Annotated in this window: 12 protein-coding genes and 1 pseudogene; 12 read left to right on the top strand and 1 reads right to left on the bottom strand. The window is 34.8% G+C overall.

Translation table 11 applies throughout. The features are described 5' to 3' along the window. Positions 1–145: 145 nt before the first annotated feature. Together pyrG and yidC are read left to right on the top strand one after the other, a co-directional pair. Positions 146–1,753, top strand: coding sequence for a CTP synthase (gene pyrG, locus EL165_RS12690; RefSeq protein WP_002976563.1), 1,608 nt, complete (start codon positions 146–148; stop codon positions 1,751–1,753). A 179-nt stretch (positions 1,754–1,932) separates the two neighbouring features. Continuing rightward, a complete protein-coding gene (gene yidC, locus EL165_RS12685; RefSeq protein ID WP_002976564.1) occupies positions 1,933–3,732 on the top strand; it encodes a membrane protein insertase YidC in 1,800 nt (599 codons plus the stop codon). Between the two features lie 129 nt (positions 3,733–3,861). On the opposite strand, the gene rnhB is transcribed toward yidC, so the two are convergent. Then, positions 3,862–4,446 (bottom strand): ribonuclease HII, encoded by a 585-nt coding sequence (gene rnhB, locus EL165_RS12680; RefSeq protein WP_002976565.1) that lies wholly within the window; start codon positions 4,444–4,446, stop codon positions 3,862–3,864. A 539-nt stretch (positions 4,447–4,985) separates the two neighbouring features. Between rnhB and EL165_RS12675 the strand changes: the two genes are divergently transcribed. From EL165_RS12675 to argS, 10 genes and pseudogenes are all read left to right on the top strand, one after another. Beyond that, the gene (locus tag EL165_RS12675; protein WP_002976566.1) at positions 4,986–8,009 is read left to right on the top strand and encodes a SusC/RagA family TonB-linked outer membrane protein; all 3,024 of its coding nucleotides are present in this window, start codon (positions 4,986–4,988) and stop codon (positions 8,007–8,009) included. 8 nt (positions 8,010–8,017) lie between these two features. Continuing rightward, on the top strand, positions 8,018–9,670 hold the full coding sequence (locus EL165_RS12670) for a SusD/RagB family nutrient-binding outer membrane lipoprotein (RefSeq protein ID WP_002976567.1): 1,653 nt from the start codon (positions 8,018–8,020) through the stop codon (positions 9,668–9,670). A gap of 396 nt (positions 9,671–10,066) precedes the next feature. Further along, positions 10,067–13,102 carry a SusC/RagA family TonB-linked outer membrane protein gene (locus EL165_RS12665; RefSeq protein WP_002976568.1) on the top strand — a complete coding sequence of 1,012 codons (3,036 nt, stop codon included), beginning with the start codon at positions 10,067–10,069 and terminating at the stop codon, positions 13,100–13,102. A 5-nt stretch (positions 13,103–13,107) separates the two neighbouring features. Continuing rightward, positions 13,108–14,538, top strand: a complete 1,431-nt coding sequence (locus EL165_RS12660) for a SusD/RagB family nutrient-binding outer membrane lipoprotein (protein WP_002976569.1) — start codon at positions 13,108–13,110, stop codon at positions 14,536–14,538. Positions 14,539–14,829: 291 nt separating this feature from the next. After that, positions 14,830–15,270 (top strand): TonB-dependent receptor plug domain-containing protein, encoded by a 441-nt coding sequence (locus tag EL165_RS26340; protein ID WP_232529188.1) that lies wholly within the window; start codon positions 14,830–14,832, stop codon positions 15,268–15,270. Continuing rightward, a pseudogene (locus EL165_RS26655) lies at positions 15,243–15,305 on the top strand (hypothetical protein); the annotation flags it as partial. The gene EL165_RS26340 and the pseudogene EL165_RS26655, both read left to right, overlap by 28 nt. Before the next feature lie 192 nt (positions 15,306–15,497). Continuing rightward, entirely contained in the window at positions 15,498–16,133 is a 636-nt protein-coding gene (locus EL165_RS26330; protein ID WP_232529187.1) for a hypothetical protein, read from the top strand. An 8-nt stretch (positions 16,134–16,141) separates the two neighbouring features. Then, positions 16,142–17,824: an outer membrane beta-barrel protein gene (locus EL165_RS26325; protein ID WP_232529186.1), complete on the top strand. Its 1,683-nt coding sequence runs from the start codon at positions 16,142–16,144 to the stop codon at positions 17,822–17,824. Between the two features lie 12 nt (positions 17,825–17,836). Next, a complete protein-coding gene (locus EL165_RS12650; RefSeq protein ID WP_002976571.1) occupies positions 17,837–19,258 on the top strand; it encodes a SusD/RagB family nutrient-binding outer membrane lipoprotein in 1,422 nt (473 codons plus the stop codon). Positions 19,259–19,389: 131 nt separating this feature from the next. Further along, positions 19,390–21,150: an arginine--tRNA ligase gene (gene argS / locus EL165_RS12645; protein WP_002976572.1), complete on the top strand. Its 1,761-nt coding sequence runs from the start codon at positions 19,390–19,392 to the stop codon at positions 21,148–21,150. Positions 21,151–21,202: the final 52 nt, after the last annotated feature.

Below are 21,202 nucleotides of genomic sequence, written 5' to 3'. Positions count from 1 at the left end.
TTCCATTTGAGCGGAAGACCTTTTTTATTGTCAAATAAATTTTTACGCAGGTTTTATAGTCGTTTGAGCTGTGTTTTTATATTTTCAAAATGTAAATAATTGCTTTGTATTTCTTTTTCCCCTAACTTTGCACAAACCTAATCTAATGAGTAAAAAGAATACAAAGTACATCTTTGTGACAGGAGGTGTAACTTCATCTTTGGGAAAGGGAATCGTTTCTGCTTCTCTGGGACTTCTACTAAAATCACGCGGCTTTAATGTAACGATCCAAAAATTAGATCCTTATATCAATATCGACCCGGGAACTTTGAATCCTTATGAACACGGAGAGTGTTATGTGACTGAAGATGGTGCGGAGACGGATCTGGATTTAGGCCACTACGAGCGCTACCTTGACGCTCCTACATCCCAAAACAACAACGTTACTACAGGAAAAATTTACCAGACTGTCATCGAAAAAGAAAGAAAAGGAGATTTCCTTGGAAAAACAGTTCAGGTAATTCCTCATATTACTAACGAAATCAAACGTAGAATTAAAATCCTTTCAAAACAGAACTACGATATCATCATTACTGAGATCGGTGGAACTGTGGGGGATATCGAATCTTTGCCATACATTGAAACTGTTCGTCAGCTTAAATGGGAGTTGGGAGAAAGTAATTCTATGGTGATTCACCTTACTTTACTGCCTTACCTTGCTTCAAGTGGGGAATTAAAAACGAAACCATCCCAGCATTCCGTTCGTCAGTTAATGGAAAGCGGAATCATGGCAGATGTATTGGTGTGCAGAACAGAACATAAAATTCCTAAAGATCAGAGAGCAAAGCTGGCTCAGTTCTGTAACGTTCCTTTAGACAATGTAATCGAATGTAAAGATCTTGAAACGATCTATGAGGTTCCAATGTATCTTCAGAAGCAGAATTTCGATGATGTAGTTTTGAAAGCGCTGGATCTGAAAAGTGATAAAGATGCTGATCTTAAAGACTGGAAGAGTTTCCTTAAAAAATTCCAGAATCCTAAGAAAACAGTTGAAATTGCCTTGGTTGGAAAATATGTTTCCCTTCAGGATTCATACATTTCAATTGCTGAAGCTTTCAAACATGCTGGAGCAGACCTTGAAACTGAAGTAAAAGTAAGATGGGTATACAGTGGAGACATCACTGAAGAGAATATCAAAGAAACCCTGAAAGGAGTGAATGGTATCCTTGTTGCTCCAGGTTTCGGAGACAGAGGAATTGAAGGAAAAGTTCTTACCGCAAAATATGCAAGAGAAAATAAAATTCCAATGCTGGGAATCTGTTTAGGGATGCAGATCATGACAGTTGAATTTGCCAGAAATGTTTTAGGACATACAAAAGCGAATTCTATGGAATTTGATACCGCTACTCCGGATCCTGTTATTTCCTTAATGGAAGAACAGAAAAATGTTGTAGATAAAGGTGGGACAATGCGTCTCGGAGCATGGAAATGTGCTTTGAAAAACGGTTCTAAGCTATATGATATCTACGGAAGCAAGAATATTTCTGAAAGACACCGTCACCGTTATGAATTCAACAGTGATTATCTTCAGGAATTTGAGAAAAATGGTTTCCTTGCTACAGGTACCAACCCTGAAACCGGTTTGGTAGAAGCCCTTGAGCTTCCTGATCACCCGTTCTATGTAGGGGTTCAGTATCACCCGGAATATAAGAGTACGGTAGCAACACCGCATCCTTTATTCAGAGCTTTCATCAAGGCTTGCGAAAAGAAATAAGGTAAATATTTTATCATAAACGTCTATACATAAACTCAGGCTGATTATTGTCAGCTTGAGTTTATTATATAGTAACAACGTAAAGCATAGAGTTTTGATAAAAAAACAGTATTTTTGTCAGCTCAATTTACGTACACCAGTATGTATATTTTAAACGTAAAATTTTAATATAAAATAAAATGCAACAAAACAACGGAATCGATAAGAAGCAGATGATTAGTTTCGCGGTTTTATGCCTTGTTCTATTCGGCTTTATGTTCTATTTCCAGAACAAACAAGCAAAAGAAGCGGAGCTGAAAGCTCAGGAGCAGAAAACGGAACAAGCAAAAAATGCCGTAAAGCAAACTCAGGCAACCAATATCAATCCAAATGTAACTCCTAATGCCATTCAGACAGCAAGTCTTGGAAATAATGAACTGAAACTTGAATTTTCAAGCTTGGGAGGACAGGTTTCTAAAGTAGAGCTTTTAAAATATAAAGCCTACAACCATAAAACAGACAATGCGGATCAGCCTCTTTATCTGATCACTAAAAATAATTCAAACTACGGCTTTCAGTTTAAAGATAAAACAGGGAAGACCGTTAATACTAAAGATTTAGTTTTCTCACCTGCTGTTAATGGAAATGCTGTAACGCTGACAGCGGATTATAATGGTGCTGTAATTCAGTTCATTTATACGTTACTTCCAAAATATACTTTAGACTTTAAAGTAAGAACTCAGGGACTTTCTAAAATTACTTCTGACAATAAAGCAGATTTTATTTGGGATTATAATGTAAGAAACTTAGAAAAAGGTAGGGCTCAGGAACAATCTCACTCAGAATTTTCGTATGCTTTCAATAATTATAAAGATTATGATTATGACGGAAGAACGACAATGGATGAGGAGAAAGAAACTCTTAACTGGATTGGTGTAAAGCAGCAGTTTTTCTCCTCAGTGATTGAAGCTAAAAACGGATTTACTCAAAGTAAAGGTAATCAGGAAAATGTTGAAGAAGGAGAATATCTGAAGAAATTCAACTATGAAGGTTTTGTTCAGATGACAGGAAGTGAGTTGAATCAGGATTTCACATGGTATTTCATGCCATTGGATTTACCATTACTTAAATCTTATGATAAGAACTTTGATGAAATTCTTCCATTAGGATGGTCGTTCATCGGGGCGATGAACCGTTATTTCTTCATGTGGTTGTATAGTATTATCGCAGCGTGGGGGTTATCTGCAGGTTGGGTAATTTTTGTGATGACGATTATTGTAAAACTGATTCTTTCGCCAATCATGTATAAGCAGCATAAGCTGAGTGCGATGATGAAAGTAATCCGTCCGGAAATTGATGAAGTAAATGCAAAGTTCAAGGATGCTGATCCAATGAAGAAACAGCAGGCTACAATGGAAGTTTACAGAAAAGCCGGAGTGAATCAGATGGCGGGATGTTTACCTGCATTGGTTCAGATTCCTATTTTCTATGCATTATTCCGTTTCTTCCCGAACTTTATTGATCTTAGAGGACAGGGGTTCTGGTTTGCAAAAGATTTAACGGCTTATGATGATTTGATCAAGCTTCCGTTTAAAGTTCCTTTCCTTGGAGACCATTTGAGTATTTTTGCATTAGCTTGTACGATTGTTATTTTGATCTATACGGTAATGACTTCAGGAAATATGCAACAGCCTCAGCAGGAAGGAATGCCAAATATGAAGGTGTTAATGTATATCTTCCCGATTACATTCCTGTTCTTCCTTAATACTTCGGCTTCAGGTCTTTCTTGGTATTATTTTGTATCGAATGCGATTAACATTTTAATTATCCTGGTTATTAAATATGTGATTCTGGATGAGAAGAAAATCCATGCTCAGATTCAGTCTAACAAGGAAAAACCAAAAGCAGAAGGTAAGTTCCAGAAGAGAATGAGAGAGATGATGGAAAAGGCTCAGGAACAGCAGAAAGCTCAGGAACAGCAGAGAAATAAAAAGAAATAATTCTTAATTATAATATGTTAAAGAGCAGCAATTTTAATTGCTGCTCTTTTTTTATGTATGTTTTTATTTAGAATCATTTTAAATTTCCAATCGGACTGTGAGAATTTAATAATTGGAAATCAGCTGTTTTCAGTCATATTTCAATCTGAAGGATTGTCTGTGATATATCGTTGGACCGTGCTTTATAAGGGCTTCCTGGTGTTTTTTTGTAGCATAGCCAAAATTAGTGTCCCAGCCGTATTCAGGATGCTCTTCGTGAAGCTGCATCATGAGTTTATCTCTGTAGTTTTTAGCAAGAATAGATGCCGCAGCGATGGATAACACTTTGGAATCTCCTTTGATAATGCACTGGTGTGGAATGTAATTATAGGGATGAAATTTGTTTCCATCAACCAAAATAAGTTCCGGAGTTATAGTCAGTTTATCCAAAGCACGATGCATAGCATGAATGCTTGCATTAAGAATATTATGTTCATCAATAAAGGAAGCTGGAAGCTCTGCAATAGCGTAATTTTTTACATTGTCCTTGATATAACTATCTAATTCCATGCGGGTTTTGAATGTTAGTTTTTTAGAATCATTAACTAAATTTTGTTCAAAACCTTCATCTAAAATTACCGCAGCAGCTACCACCGGACCGCTTAAACATCCTCTTCCTACTTCATCACATCCTGCTTCGATGTAAAGGTTTGACCAGTTTTTTATTAGCTCCATGTTTGAAATAATAACTGCAAAATTAAATAAACAAAAATATTAATCCAATGTTTGTCCTAACGATTTTATAAAGTGAATATTATGAAGATATTTTTACGTTTGATTTTTAATATTTTAGATTAGCACTTCTTAATGAAAACAGGTTTTTTTTGATAATAATGCTTTTACGTTATAGTGTATATGTCTTTTCTTCTTTTTCTTGACGATTGAATAATTAATGAGTATTATTAATATTTTATTTTTTTTATGTTTTGTTTAAATTTATTATATGTTTTTATTGTTTATGTTGCTTTTATTCTTTGTTTTGTTGTTAAGTTGATGTAATAAACATTAATTTTTGTGCTTGTTGTTGTTTTTTAAATAATGTAGTTTAATTGGTTGTTAATATTTGTTAAAATATTTATTTTTAACAAATATTAATATTTTATTTATTGGTTTTTTTAATGATAGTTGAAATTTTATATTTTTTTAAGAAAAAGTTTTGTGTTTTTAAGAAAGTTTTACAAATTTGTAACCTGTAAAAAATAATTGAATTCGATATGAAGAAATTAACTGCAAGTGTATTTGCGGTAGTACTATCATCATCATTTGTGATGGTATCAGCCCAAAACACTAAAGATACTCTAAAGACCAAAAATATAGAGGAGATCGTTGTTACGGGTGCCTTAGGTATTAAGAAAAAAGCTGATGCTATTACAAATGCCCAACAAATAGTAAGTACTAAAGAACTTAATCAGGCTGCTGCACCAGGGGCAGTTCAGGCATTAACAGGAAAAGTATCTGGGCTTCAAATTACCAACACAAACAGTGCCGTAGATCCAAGTTTTAAAATTATTTTGAGAGGTTCAAAATCAATTACTGGTAATAATCAGGCTTTGGTTGTTATTGATAATGTAATTTCAGATGCTGCAGTTTTAAACTCTTTACCTCCAGAAATTATTCAAAGTGTAAATGTTATTAAAGGATTGCAAGGAGCTGCTTTATATGGTTCTCAAGGGGTGAACGGAGCTATTATTGTTACAACTAAAAGAGGAACGAAATCTGAAAAAATTCAGGTTAATTTGACTTCTGCTGTTGAAGTGACTCAAGGGTTTAAGTATCCTCTTATTCAAAAGAAATATGGAAAGGGGGTTCAGGATGACAGTTATAGTGATGCTGATTATGGTGGTACAAACTATGTGCCTTGGGAAAATATGTCTTGGGGAGCAGCTTATGACTATCCAGGATTTGGAGGAACAATGGTGCCAAGTGGTTTGCCACAGGCAGATGGTAAATTTATTTATGAAAATTATTCTCCAGTAAAGGATCATTTTTCAAAATTCTTCACAAATGGTGTTAGTTTTCAAAACGGAGTAAGTGTGAATGCAGGTGGTTCTGATGGTTATGCATTTATGTCAATCAATAGGCTTGATAATGCTTTTGTTGTTGATGGAGATAAAATGAGACAAAATAATTTCTTGTTCAAAGCAGGGAAAAAGCTTGGGAAATTAAGAATTGATGGGCAGTTCAATTATATAGGTAGATTAGTTAATAAAACTGATTCTGGTATTTATGATGATATCTTACAAATGCCATCTACTAATGATATTAGAAAATATAGAAATTCTGGAATTGGGGGATATCTTACTGCTTATTCTACTAACCCTTACTGGACAGTGGAGCATGCAAGATATAATACTAACAGAGATTATCTAAATGGTATATTGTCATTACAATATGAATTTAATAAGCATATCAACATTAGCTATACAGGGAATTTAAATCTTACTAAAACTCAGCAGGATAACTGGAATGATGGTTCAACTGGCATTATCAGTTATTCTAACACAGGAGTTCCATTCTTAGATTCTCACACTTTGAATCAATTCGGATCTCCAGATGTTACAGCTTATTATTTCAACAGAATATACAACGATAGAAAATACTATGGAGATTTAATGTTAAATTTCGATTATGATTTAACATCAGATTTGAACTTGAAATTTAACCTAGGGAATAATATTCAAGATAGTTATTCTACTGCAAGAACTGTTGGAGGAACAGGATTATTTATTCCAGGATGGTATAACTATAATAATGTATCCAATCCATCTCAATATGGAAGTACGGATGCTCAGGCTGATGGTGGATATATGGATAATTATACTACCAGAAACAGAGTATTTGCCGGATTTGCCAATTTGGATTTAGCTTATAAAGATTATTTATTCCTAAATGGGACTTTCAGATATGAAAAGAATTCTGTTTATACTGTAAATAGCAGAGATCCTCTTACAAACAACAGATTGACAAATAATAAAGCGTATTCTTATTATTCAGTTGGGGTGTCTTTTATTCCGACTAAAGCTTTTGATTTTGGTGGCAATGTGCTAAACTATATGAAAATTGCACCAAGTTTCACGAAGGTAGGAAACTCATCTGGTATAAATCCATATAACGTTAATGCTACTGGTATCATCCCTACAGGTTATCCTTTCGGACCTATGCCTTCATACATTATGTCTACATCCATCACTAATCCTAGTGTTAGACCTGAGTTTGTAAATACTTTTGATCTAAACCTTGCGTTAGGTTTCTTAAAGGATAGAATAACCTTGGAAGGATCTGTTTACCAATCTACTACGCAGGATTTGATTAGTAGTATCACTCCTTCGAATACATCTGGATTATCTTCTTATAGAGACAATATTGGGAAGTCTAGAATGAAAGGTTTTGAAGTTGATTTGGGAATAACTCCAATCAAAACACAGGATATTACTTGGAATCTCCATGCAGGTTATGCAATGTCTAGAACAAAATTATTAGAATTAAGCAGTGGTGCAGAGAGAGTTCCAATCTTGACGTATACAACTCCTTCAGTTGGTTTAGCAGCAGTAGTAGGAGAGAATTTCTATTCAATTGTAGGAACAACTTATCAGAGAGATCCAAATGGTAATATTATTGTAAATTCCAATGGAGTGCCGTTAGTAAACTCCGCAACAAAAGTATTAGGAAGTTTAAATCCTGACTATACGATGACATTTAATACTTCTTTCAGATATAAAGCATTTACATTGTCGGCTGTAGCGGATTATCGTAAGGGAGGTAAGTTTGTGTCATTTACAAAAAGATTGTTGGCATTTACTGGAGGACTAGAAGAAACAGCAAGCCAAGATAGAACTCAAGGTTACGTTGTGCCAGGTTCTGTGCAGCTTGTTAATGGCTCATATGTTCCAAATTCAACACCTGCTTATGGTGATGATTATAATGGTGCAACGACATATTGGTCAGGGTCAATTTACAGAAATGTTGGAGAAAATTTAGTAGTGGATGCTACAGCATTTAAAATTAGAGAAATTGCGGTATCATATGATGTTCCAAAATCTGTTTTAAATTCTACCTTCATAAATAGCCTTAGTTTGAGCTTGTATGCTAGAAACCCAATTATTATTTATTCTAAAGATAATAGAAACTTTGCAGACCCTGAAACAGCAAGTAGTAACGATAACGCTGCGGGAATTGCTTTAACGACTCAATATCCTACAACAAGAACCTTTGGTTTTAAAATTAACGCAACTTTTTAATTAAGAAAATGAAAAATAAATTATATATAATTGCTTTGTCAAGTTTATTGCTTGGAGCTACTTCATGTAATGATTATCTTGATATTAATGAGAGCCCAGATAGAATTTCTGTAAATGATCTGACTCCTAACTTTGTTTTTCCAGGAGCTGTTACAAACAGTTACTATGTGCAGGCAAGAAGGTTAAATCTTTTTGCAGGAATAATGATGAATAGTGTTGCAGGAAACTCCTACTCCTATGGAACGCCTTTTGTAGATGAATATTCTCCAAATATTACTAGTGCATTCTATGCTGATGTTTGGGATCAGTTATTCAGAAATGTAGCTAACTTCCAGTTTGTTTTAGATTATAGTGATCCAACAGGAGAATATACGCAATATAAAGCGATGTCTAAAATCATGAAAGCTTATTATGTTCAAACATTAACTGATTTATGGGGGGATATGCCATATTCAGAGGCTTTCAAAAGAGAATTAAACCTTACTCCTAAATATGATAAAGGAGAAGATATCTATAAGGCTTCTATTGCTGATATTGAAAGTGCAATCCAGATGATTGATTCTAATAAAGGTACTAATCCAGGTAGTTCTGATGTTGTTTTCAAAGGATCTATGAGCAGCTGGAAAGCTTTTGCTAATACATTGAAACTTAGATATCTTATCAGAATGTCTAATGTTACAGGTGATTTAGCAACTTATAGAGATCAAAAACTTGCAACTTTACAAGGGGCAACATTTAATACAGCTGATGTAACTGTTAATCCTGGATATTCTCAAAGTTCTGATGCTCAACAAAACCCTTGGATGAACTATTATGTATACACAAGTGCAGGTGCTCAACCTCAAAACTGGACTTTAGTTGTACCTTCAGAACATATTGCAATTGCTTTAAATGGTAATGCCGTTCATAGAGAGGGGCAAGCTACAGTTCCGGACACAAGAAGTGTATACCAAAAGTTTAATGGAATTGTTGATGGAAGAAGAGGTAGAATATTTACTTTGGTTTCAACAAAAGATAATAATAATGTTACTACAGCAAATGTTGAGGGAGTAAGACAAGGTGCTACTCCTGGGCAGCCAGGTGCTCCATCACTTAGAACTGTTTCAAGAACTGGTGATGGATTAATTGTAGGGTCTCAAACTATTGGAGCTACTGATGCTGCTGGAAGAAAAGCTGAATTAATTCAGAAAGGCTCTTCAAAAGCAGGGGTTCTAATGACAAAAGCAGAAACAGAATTTTTATTAGCTGAAGCTGCCCTACGTTATCCAGCACAATTTTCTGCAGCGCAGGCACATTTCGAAAGTGGTATTACTGCGTCTTATGCTTACCTAGGTGCATCTGGTGCGACAGCTTATATAGCTAGTGTGAATGCAGTGCCTAAATTAGGATGGACTGGTACGGATACTAATAAGCTTGAGGCAATTATGACTCAAAAATGGATTGCTTTAACAGGAATCAATCCTGAACAATCTTATTTTGATTATACAAGAACATCTTATCCGGAAACGCCGTTACCAACAATCTCGCTTAAAGCGGTTAAACCAAACAGATTGTTGTATCCAAATTCTGAATATCAATCAAATGCTAACAATGTACCAAGTATGGCAGCAGATGATGTTTTTGCTAAAAATAAATTTACCCCATTCTGGGCTAGAAACTAATTTTTGTAATACAATTTTAATATATTTTACCGCCTTCGGGCGGTTTTTTTTTGTTTCTGAGAGCTGTACTCTTTATTATAAAATTGTTTGCATGATATCTATAACAATTATAAGGTCGCTTTTTTTTTGATTAAATTGTTGTAAATCAATATGTTTAAATTGCTTATTTATAATTTTTTTCATAGAAATTATCAATTTAAACAATTGTTATTATTTTTTAAATAAAATTAATGATCTGATAATTTGTTTTTGTTAAATATTTTGTTTTTAACTAATTTTAATAGTTTTTTTATTCTTTTTATTTGCTAATATTGAATTAATTGCAAATTTTTCACATTTTACTTTGTGGTATTAATAAAGTTTTACAAATTTGTAAAGTCACAAAATTAATTTGATATGAAGAAACTAACAACCAGTCTTATTGTTTTAGTATTGTCTTCATCTGTTGCTATCGCGAATGCTCAACAGAAAAAAAACGATACTATTACACAGACAAAAGAGATTGAAGGTGTGGTGGTAACTGCACTTGGAATCAAAAGAGAGAAACGGTCTCTCGGTTATGCCACACAAGAAGTAAAGGGGGAGGATGTGAATAAAAACCCTACTACTAACTTTCTGAATAATTTATCTGGTAAAGTTGCAGGTTTGGAGATTAAACAGAGTACGAACTTTGGAGGATCTATCAATGTGGTTACAAGAGGCTTTAAATCGCTATTAGGAGATAATCAAGCCCTCTTTGTTGTAGATGGGGTACCCATCATGAACAAAAATATTAATACAGCGAGCCAGGCAACAGGTGGTGGTGGTTATGACTATGGAAGTTCAGTGTCAGATATTAACCCTAATGACATTGAAACTTTGAATGTTCTTAAAGGAGCAGCTGCAACAGCACTTTATGGTTCTCGAGCTCAAAATGGCGCAATCATTATTACAACAAAAAGAGGAAAGAGAAACAAGGAAGGTATTGGGATGGAGTTTTCTACTTCCATCACAATGTCTACAATAGATAAATCTACATTTCCTACCTATCAGACTCAATATGGACAAGGATATACTGGTAACAGTTTTAGCAGTACATTATATCAGGGAAGTCCAAGGGTAGCTTTCGGAAACGATGCTTCATATGGATCTCCTTACGATGGGTCGATGGTTTGGCAGTATGGAGCATTCATTCCGGGATCACCTACCCAAGGGCAAAGAACACCATGGCAAATTGCAAAAAACGGTCCTATTAAATTTTTCAATACTGGGACTAATTTCGTAAATAGCTTAGCATTTAGTGGTGCTGATGACAAATCAAGTTATCGTTTAAGTTATACTAATACTGATGCTACGGATATTATGCCGAACAGTTCATTAATAAAAAATAATTTTAGTGGGAATGCATCATATAAACTGACTGATAAATTAACGGCTAATCTTTATGCAAACTACATTACGCAGAAAACTATTGGTCGTAATACTACTGGTTATAATGATAATATCATGACTAATTTCAGACAATGGTGGCCCACCAATGTTGATATAAAAGATCAGGAATATTTATATCGCACTTTCCAAAAAAATTATACGTGGAATATGCGAGGTATTTCTGATTTAACTCCGGCATTTTGGGATAATCCATATTTCCAGAGATACGAAAATTATCAAAATGACTCCAGAGATCGATTTGCGGGAAATTTTAGCCTAAGTTATGATGTCACAAAGGATATTAATCTATTGGTAAGGATGGGAAGGGATGGATATACCATGATTACTGAAGACAGGAAAGCGGTGGGTTCATATGCTGGAAATAGTTTTGGTTTAAATGGTTCGGTTAATCAACCTTCAGGTTATGCAACAAGTCTTTATAAATTTTCTGAAACCAATTATGATTTTATAGGAACTTATAAAAAGAATATTACGGATGACTTTAATGTTAATGCATTATTAGGGGGTAATATTAACGTACAGAAAACATATTCTAATCAACAGTCTACATCAGGAGGTTTGTATATTCCAGGTATTTATACTATTGCAAACTCTGCATCGGCACCAGTTCGTCCGTTAATTTCTGACTTAACAAAGTATGTGTATGGAGTATTTGCCCAAGTTTCATTGGGTTATAAAAATACTTACTTTTTAGAGGGAACCTACAGAAGGGATCAATCTACAGCACTTCCTGATAATGATGCTGTATACTGGTATCCATCTTTGTCTGCAAGTGTGGTTTTTTCAAATTTAGTGAAAGCGAATTGGTTAAGTTTTGGAAAAATTAGGGCTGCTTATGCAAAAGTAGGTTCTGATACTGCTGCTGATCAACTGTTGAACAGATATTTTGCACAGCCATCCTACGGAGATATCCCGATATATGCTTATAATACGACTTTAAGAAATTTTGAACTTAAATCTCAAGGGCTTAAAAATTTTGAAGTTGGTATTGAGGCAAAAATGTTTAAAAACCGCTTAGGGTTTGATGTAGCATGGTTCCAAAACAAAGCATATGATCAGATATTACCATTACCTGTATCTTTTGCTAATGGAGCGTTGGCAAAAACTCAAAATGCTGGTGAATTAACCACAAAAGGATTTGAGGTATCCATTAATGCTACCCCAATTAAATCAACTAACTTTTCTTGGGATCTTGGCTTAAACTGGTCTAATCCTTGGACGAAAGTAACGGCACTAGCACCAGGTATTGAAAATATTACAATGGGAAGACTGCAAGGAGGTGTTAGTATTAATGCCCCTTTAAATGGTGATTATGGATCAATCTGGACATCTGATTATGTTTATGATTCAAATGGAAATCCTATCGTGGGAGCGAATGGAGCTTATTTGGTGACTGACACACCTACTTATAATCAGGGAAGTTTCCAGGCTAAGTGGACTGCAGGATTAAGTAACACAATCTCTTATAAAAATCTGTCATTAAGCTTTTTAATTGATTGGAAAAAAGGAGGTAAGGTATATTCGTTAGATCAATATTATGGATATGGAACAGGTATATATCCTGATTCTGTGGGGTTCAATGATTTAGGTAATCCTATTAGAAATACACTTGCCAATGGTGGAGGTGTTATCTTACCAGGAGTAATGGAAGATCCTAATAATCCAGGACATTTTATTACAAATACCATTAGATTGGATAAATCTCAATCAAGTCAGGTTTTGGGAACAGATCTTCCAGGCGCGGCTTATGTTTATGATGCAAGCTTTGTGAAATTAAGAGAAGTAGCTATTACTTATAGGTTTGATAAACATGTATTTAATTCTAAATTTATACAAGGGATGTCTGTAAGTTTAGTAGGTAACAATCTCTGGATTATTCATAAAAATCTGCCATATTCTGATCCGGAGGCAGGTTTGTCTTCAGGGAATATTCAAGGGTATCAATCAGGACCTATGCCGGCTACAAGAAATATCTCCTTTAATGTAAAAGTTAACTTTTAAAGAATATGAAAAAATATATATTAACACCAATATTGGCTCTGTTGTTTGTAGGTTGCACAACGGGTGATGATGTGAATCTTGATCCACATGCTAACTATAATACAACCCAAGAATCTTTGCTTACCTATGCGCAGAAAGAGCTTAGTGATTATATGAATACACCTAATGTTAATGAAAATAACTTTAGGCTTACAATGCAATACTGGCAAGAAACGATTTATGTAAATGAAAGTAACTATGATTTTACAAACAGAAATGTTTCAAATAATGTTTGGACTGATAACTATGTAAATGTATTAAAGAATTTAGACCAGGCGGAAAAAATAATCAATGAATATGTTCCAACACCTGCAGAACAATCTACTTGGCCAGGAAAGAAGAAAAATCAACTTGCAATTGTAGATATAATGAAAGCCTTTACCTATCAGGTTTTGGTAGATACATATGGAGATATTCCTTATACTCAGGCTTTAAATATTGATCTTTATCCGCTGCCAAAGTATGATAAAGCATCAGATATATACTCTTCACTTATTTCAAAATTAAGTACGGATATAAATAATTTATCCGGTAGCAGTGGAACTTTTGGCAATGGGGATATATTTTATAATGGAGATATTTCAAAATGGAAAAAATTTGGTAATTCGCTGTTGTTAAAATTAGGGATTGCTTTAGCAGATGTTAACCCTGCTTTAGCTCAGTCTACTGTAAATCAGGCAATTTCTGGAGGTGTTATGACTTCTTCAAGTGATAACTGTCAGTTCGCATATTTGGCTGCTTCTCCTAATCAAAATCCTATATTCCAGGAAACGGAATCAAGAGATGATTTTATTGCAGGAAAAACATTAGTAGATTATATGAATACAACTATGGATAATAGAATTACTAAATATTATACCGATGTTGATGGCGTATATATCGGGCAGGTAATTGGTTCTCCGGGAGAGTTTTCAGAATTTTCTAACGCTGGTGATTTTGCTTATACAGCTACAACCCCTGGGCTTATTATGACATATACAGAAGTTTCATTTTATCTTGCTGAAGCTGCTGCAAGATGGGGGATAGGTGGAGCGCCGGCTACTTTATACAACTCAGCTGTAACGTCTTCTTTTGCAGATTGGGGATTAGCATCTGATGCAGCTGCTTATATTGCATCACATCCTTATAATGCTGCTAATTGGAAAAAATCAATTGGCGAACAGGCTTGGGTGGCAATGTATAATCAATCAGTGACTTCCTGGAACTTCTACAGGAGATTGGATTACCCACAACTTGTAGCTCCCACTACAGCAATTCCAAATGCTGGGGGAAGAGTTCCGGTAAGGCTTCAGTATCCAGCAGCCGAAGCAACAACAAATGGTACTAATTATGCCGCTGCAAGTGCTGCTATTGGTGGGGATAAATTAACTACAAAAATTTTCTGGGATGTAAATTAATGCAATAATTTTTTTAATATAGATATTATACCGCCTTAGGGCGGTTTTTTTATTTAATAATATCATTATTTAATATTTAAACGGAGTAATATGAATAACTAAATTGAATTATTTTTCTTAATATTTTAAAATTATAGTATTTTTTTTATATATGTGAATTTTTTAACTTATTTTTTTTGTTAATTATTGTATTTTGTTGCTTATTGATGATAAATTTTTATTTTTTTTAACGTTTTTATTTGAATTATTGAATATAATCGACAAATTTGTACGGATATAAAAATAATTGATATGAAGAAACTAACAGCAAGTCTTCTTGTTTTAGTATTGACTTCCTCTATGGCTATAGTAAGTGCCCAGGAGAAGAAAGATACAATTAAAGCAAAAGAAATTGAAGGAGTGGTAGTAACTGCACTGGGTATTAAAAGAGAAAAAAAATCTTTGGGGTATGCATCGCAGGAAATTAAAGGAAGTGCGCTTACAGATGGAACAACGAATACCGGAAATATTGCAGCGCAATTATCTGGTAAAGTCGCTGGACTTAATGTTACTACAAATAACAACTTTGGAGGATCTTCCAACCTTTTAATTAGAGGAGTTAAGACACTGGGAGGAGGTAATCCTTTAATTGTTATCGATGGATCACCTGTTAATAATGCCAGTACTCGGGAAATTCAATTGACTATGGGAATGCCCTTTCTGATATCAACCAGGAAGATATTGAATCCATAAACGTATTAAAAGGAGCAGCAGCCTCTGCACTGTACGGTGAAAGAGGGTTAAATGGTGTAATTGTTATTACAACCAAGAATGGAAAAGGAAAGGATGATGGTTCCTGGGGAGTTACACTTTCCTCTGCAATACAGGTAGGGTTTATTGATAAATCCACTTTCCCTGAGTATCAGACAAGATATGGAGCCGGTTACTCTCAAAAATTTGGTACTCAGGCTTCCGATGGTTTGAATAATGCAAACTTTGGAGCAGATGCTTCTTGGGGACCTAAATTTGACCCCAATTTATTGGTGTATCAGTGGGATTCATTTAATCCTTTATCTCCTAATTATCAAAAAGCTACCCCTTGGGTAGCCGCTAAAAATGGGCCGATTAAATTTTTCGAAAATCCTGCCTCATACATTAATAGTGTAACATTAGAAAAAGGACAAAAAGGGAAAAACATCAGTTTTAATTATGAAAATATGATGTCTGATGGATTAATACCCAACTCGCACCTTAATAAAAATAATTTCTCTTTAAAGATTAATTATGATCTAACCCCTAAATTACATACATCTTTTTATTCTACAATGACTTTGCAGGATACTAAAGGTAGAAGTATTACAGGGTACTCAAACAATATAGCTACCGGCTTCAGACAATGGTGGCAAACCAATGTGGATATTAAGGATCTGCAAAATTTATATTTTGCAAATGTAGATCCACATGTAGCTAATTTGTCCAATAACTATGGTAACGTTACCTGGAACAGGAAGTCTGCGGCAAATGGGGCTCCCGCGTATTGGAATAACCCATATTTCCAGGCCTATCAGAATTATTCTTCAGACAAGAGATACAGAAGTTTACCTATGGTCAGTTAACATATGATGTGATTGATAACATTTCTGTTACCGGAAAAGTTTCTTATGACAGATCAAATCTTATGGCGGAAACGAGATTGGCTGTTGGATCTTTACCTCAGGCTTTTGGACAGTCAAATAACTCTATTGGTTCCGGATATGGAAGACGTGATATACTACAGACCGAGACCAATTATGACTTAATGGTGAATTATAAATTTGATATCACAGATAATATTAACCTTTCCGGAGTTGTAGGAGGAAATATACGTCGAAATTATTATAATTCAATCTATGCTTCTACAGAGGGAGGATTGATAGTACCTGGAATTTATGCTTTATCCAATTCTAAAAAAGCACCTTTGGCACCAGATGAAAATCAGTTTACAACCCAAACAAACTCAGGGTATGTTACCGCTTCATTTGATTTCTTTAAAAAATTCTATATAGATGGAACCTGGAGAGTAGACCAAAGTTCAACATTACCTGCAGGAAATAATGTGTATAACTATCCTTCTGTAACTGGTTCAGTTATTATGTCCGAAATCTTAAATACTAAGAGCTGGATGAATTTCTGGAAGCTGAGAGCAAATTATGCAGAGGTTGGAGGAACAGCAGATCCTTACCAACTGGCTAATAATTACAGATCTTCGGGGATTTTATCTGGTGTAGGAATATATAATTCAATTTTAAATCAGCCAAACCCTAATTTAAAACCACAGAGATCTAAAGAGTTTGAAATAGGAACTGAAGCTCATTTCTTAAAAGATAGAATAACGGTCGATTTTGCTTATTATAAAACCAAAACAATTGATCAGATTATTTCTCTTCCTATTTCTTCCGGTGCCGGATTTACTGCTAAAATAATTAATGCAGGTAGAATTGATAATACTGGCTACGAAGTACAACTGGGATTGGTACCTGTAAAATTAAAAGATTTCACATGGAATATCGATGTTAACTGGTCAAAAAATAAAAATGAGGTAGTTAGCCTGTATCCTGGAATCACCAACCTTTTATTGAATAGTTTTCAGGGAGGTGTCTCTTTAAATGCCAGAGTAGGAGAATCCTGGGGAACGCTAGTAGGTGCTGATTACACGTATTTAAATGGCGAAAAAGTAATTGATCCGAAAACCGGGAAATATTTACAAAATCCAAATCAGGTGATAGGTAATACTACTCCGGATTGGATTGGCGGTATCAGAAATAGCTTTAGTTATAAAGGCTTCTCTTTAAGTTTCTTAATTGATATGCGTAAGGGGGGTGATATATTCTCAACAGATATGTATTATGGATTGTCATCCGGTCTGTATAAAGAAACTGCTGAAGGAGACTTCAGAGATAAACCTATTATTGTACCTGGTGTTCTTCCTGATGGAACTCCAAATAATATTGCAATATCACAGCTTGATAACAGTGGTTCTACCGGATACAAAACACAACCTGCACGCGAATTTGTTTATGATGGATCTTTTATTAAGCTAAGAGAGGCAAGTATTGGCTATATGCTTCCAAAATCTTTATTGGCAGGTACAAAGATTTATGATGCTAAGATTTCAATTGTAGGGAGAAATCTCTGGATAATTCATAAAAATTTACCATATGCTGATCCTGAAGCCATGGTAGGAGGAGGGCTTAACTCTTACGGATGGTCAATAGGTTCAATGCCTACGACAAGAGATCTGGGTATTAATGTTACATTTAAATTCTAAATTACTTTAAAAATGAAAAATATTATAAAAATAAGTTTGGTGTCTGCATGTATTGGATTAGCTTTAAGTTCATGTCAAAGTGATTTAACTTCTCTGAATGATGACCCTAAACATCCGTCGGTTCTTCCATCTGATAACTTACTGGCTACTGCATTATATCAGTCATCTTATTATATGGATAACCCTAGTGTAAATTTCAATAATTACAGATTCTTTACACAACAATGGGCAGAAACACAGTATCCGGACGAAACTCAATATAATTTGGTAACCCGTAATCAGCCTCGTAATCATTTTAACAGAATGTATGTTTACAGTATTAACAATCTGAAACAAGCAAAGGTGAATCTGATGAATGAGGTAGAGACGGATGACATACGCACCAACAAATTGGCAACCTTAGAAATTGAAGAAATTTTTATTTGGGAAAATATTGTGGATACTTATGGGGATGTTCCTTATTCTGAAGCTTTCAAACCTGATGAGATTTTAACTCCTAAATATGATGATGCTAAGACTATTTATCTTGACTTGATCAAAAGAATCGATGCTGTTACTGCTACTATAAAACCTGCAGCGGCAGGTTATAGTGATTTGGTTTACGGAGGTAATATGACTAAATGGAAGAAGTTTGCAAATTCTATTAAATTAAGATTAGGAATGAATTTAGCAGATGTTGATCCTGCATTGTCAAAAACCACCGTTGAATCTGCAATTGCCAGTGGTGTTATTTCTTCTGACGATGACGCTTACAAATTTAAATATGATGGAAATACTTTTTCCAATCCGGTATTTGATAATTTAGTAGCCTCAAATAGGAATGATTTCTTACCTAGTGAATTAGTAATTAATACTATGAGCACCCTTTCTGACCCAAGAATGGATGTTTGGTTTACCAAAGTAGAAGGAGTATATAAGGGAGGAGTCTTTGGAGAATTAAATGATCCATATACTAAATTCTCTCAATTAAGTTCTTATTTCAGAAGTGCTACTACAGCATCCAATCTTTTTAGTTATGCGGAAGTAGCCTTCTTAAAAGCAGAGGCTGCTGCAAGAGGTTATTCAGCAGGAGGTACAGCTGTGGATCTTTATGCTGCAGCTGTAAAGGAATCTATGAGAGAGAATGGAATAAGCGATGCCACTGCAGATGCATATGTGCTTGCACACCCTTATAATCCGGCAAACTGGAAGCAGTCTATAGGTGTCCAAGCTTGGATTGCTATGTTTAATAAAGGTTTTGCTAGCTGGAACTTTACAAGACGTTTAGATTATCCTATTCTTGTGAATCCTCCAAAATCTAATTTATCTTCAGTGCCTTACAGAATGCCATATTCTGATCAGGAGTATGTCCTAAACGGAGCTAATGTAAAAGCCGCTGGTGATAAAATTGGTGGAGATAAGGCTACAACAAAGCTTTTCTGGGATAAGAATTAACACATATTTTATTAACATTCATATTATACCGCCTTCGGGCGGTTTTTTTATTTCCGTATATTTGTACTTCAAAATTTTGACATGAAATGCGGGCTATTACATGTGGCCTATGAAAAAATAAGTATGAACACATGAATATTAAAGATATTATAGAGCAAAAACTTTCGGAAGTTATTTTAAATGTATATCAGTTAAAAGACATTAAACTGGAAGTTCAGGAAAATAAAACGGAATTTGAGGGCGATTTTACAATTGTCACTTTTCCGTTGGTAAAACAGTTGAAAAAGAATCCTGAAAGCATCGGGGTTGAATTAGGGGAGGCTTTGACAGAGCAGACGGAGCTTTTTGAAAGCTTCAATGTAGTAAAAGGATTCCTTAATGTTAAGGTTAAAAATCAATTGTTTGTGGATAATTTCAGATCCGTAAGTGAAAATTTCTCTACAATAGAAAAGAAAAACGCTACGGTAATGGTAGAATATTCTTCACCGAATACTAACAAGCCATTACACTTGGGGCATATCAGAAATAATTTATTAGGATTCTCAGTTGCTCAGATTTTAAAAGAGGCCGGATATGATGTAATCAAAACTCAGATTATCAATGACAGAGGAATTCATATCTGTAAATCCATGCTGGCATGGGAGAAATTCGGCAATGGAGAAACTCCCGAAACAGCCAATACCAAAGGAGATAAATTTGTTGGAAACTATTACGTAGAATTTGACAAAAACTATAAAAAAGAAATTGCAGAGCTGGTAGAGCAGGGTGTAGGAGAGGAGCAGGCTAAAAAAGAGGCTCCGGTAATGAAAGAAGCTCAGAAAATGCTTCTCGATTGGGAAAACGGGGATGAAAAAGTAAGAGCGCTTTGGGCAGAGATGAATTCATGGGTTTATAAAGGATTCAATGAAACGTATAAGAGATTAGGCGTTGACTTTGATCAGGTTCAGTATGAAAGCAACACATATATTTTAGGGAAAGATCTTATTCAGGAAGGGCTGGATAAAGGAGTTCTGTATCAGAAAGAAGATGGTTCTGTATGGTGTGATCTTACCGATGAAGGTCTTGATCAGAAGTTATTGCTTCGTTCAGACGGTACTTCTGTTTACATGACTCAGGACCTTGGAACAGCTGTTGAGCGCTTCAAACAAAATGATATTCAAAAACTGATCTACACCGTAGGAAATGAACAGGATTATCACTTCCAGGTTTTATTTAAAATCCTGAAAAAATTAGGATATGAATGGGCAGACCAGCTGTATCACCTTTCTTATGGAATGGTAGAGCTTCCGGAAGGTAAAATGAAATCCCGTGAAGGAACTGTTGTAGATGCCGATGATCTGATGCAGGAAATGTATGAGACTGCAAAATCTAAGGCTCAGGAATTAGGAAAACTGGAGACTCTTTCTGAAGAAGAGAAAGAAGCTTCTTATGAAACAGTAGGACTGGGAGCATTGAAATATTTTATGCTGAAAGTGGATCCTAAGAAAAAAATGTTGTTCAATCCTGCAGAGAGCATTGATTTCAACGGTAATACAGGTCCGTTTATTCAATATACTTATGCACGTATTCAGTCATTGTTGTCTAAAGCAGGTGCTTTGCAGGCTGAAACAGCTGAGATTGAATTAAATCAGTCTGAAAAAGAATTGATTATGCAGTTGGCAAACTTTAAAACTGTTGTAGCCAAGTCAGCAGAAACATTAAGTCCGGCATTAGTTGCAAATTATGTTTATGACCTTGTGAAAACATACAACTCCTTCTATCAGAATAATCCGATTCTGAATCAGGAAGATGAGAAGATAAAACAATTCCGTTTGAATATTTCAGATATCACAGCGAAAACGATCAAAAAATCGTTGGAACTGCTGGGAATCGGAACCGTAAACAGAATGTAAAAATAAAATCCTCCTGAATTTCAGGAGGATTTTATTTATCAATTAATCGGTT

Origin of the sequence: Chryseobacterium gleum, assembly GCF_900636535.1 — a bacterium.
Lineage (GTDB): Bacteria > Bacteroidota > Bacteroidia > Flavobacteriales > Weeksellaceae > Chryseobacterium > Chryseobacterium gleum.
This window is presented reverse-complemented; position numbering and strand designations above follow the sequence as displayed.

Coding starts and splice junctions, on each gene's coding strand:
- pyrG (WP_002976563.1), top strand. CDS start 146: ATGAGTAAAAAGAATACAAAGTACATCTTTGTGACAGGAGGTGTAACT.
- yidC (WP_002976564.1), top strand. CDS start 1,933: ATGCAACAAAACAACGGAATCGATAAGAAGCAGATGATTAGTTTCGCG.
- rnhB (WP_002976565.1), bottom strand. CDS start 4,446: ATGGAGCTAATAAAAAACTGGTCAAACCTTTACATCGAAGCAGGATGT.
- EL165_RS12675 (WP_002976566.1), top strand. CDS start 4,986: ATGAAGAAATTAACTGCAAGTGTATTTGCGGTAGTACTATCATCATCA.
- EL165_RS12670 (WP_002976567.1), top strand. CDS start 8,018: ATGAAAAATAAATTATATATAATTGCTTTGTCAAGTTTATTGCTTGGA.
- EL165_RS12665 (WP_002976568.1), top strand. CDS start 10,067: ATGAAGAAACTAACAACCAGTCTTATTGTTTTAGTATTGTCTTCATCT.
- EL165_RS12660 (WP_002976569.1), top strand. CDS start 13,108: ATGAAAAAATATATATTAACACCAATATTGGCTCTGTTGTTTGTAGGT.
- EL165_RS26340 (WP_232529188.1), top strand. CDS start 14,830: ATGAAGAAACTAACAGCAAGTCTTCTTGTTTTAGTATTGACTTCCTCT.
- EL165_RS12650 (WP_002976571.1), top strand. CDS start 17,837: ATGAAAAATATTATAAAAATAAGTTTGGTGTCTGCATGTATTGGATTA.
- argS (WP_002976572.1), top strand. CDS start 19,390: ATGAATATTAAAGATATTATAGAGCAAAAACTTTCGGAAGTTATTTTA.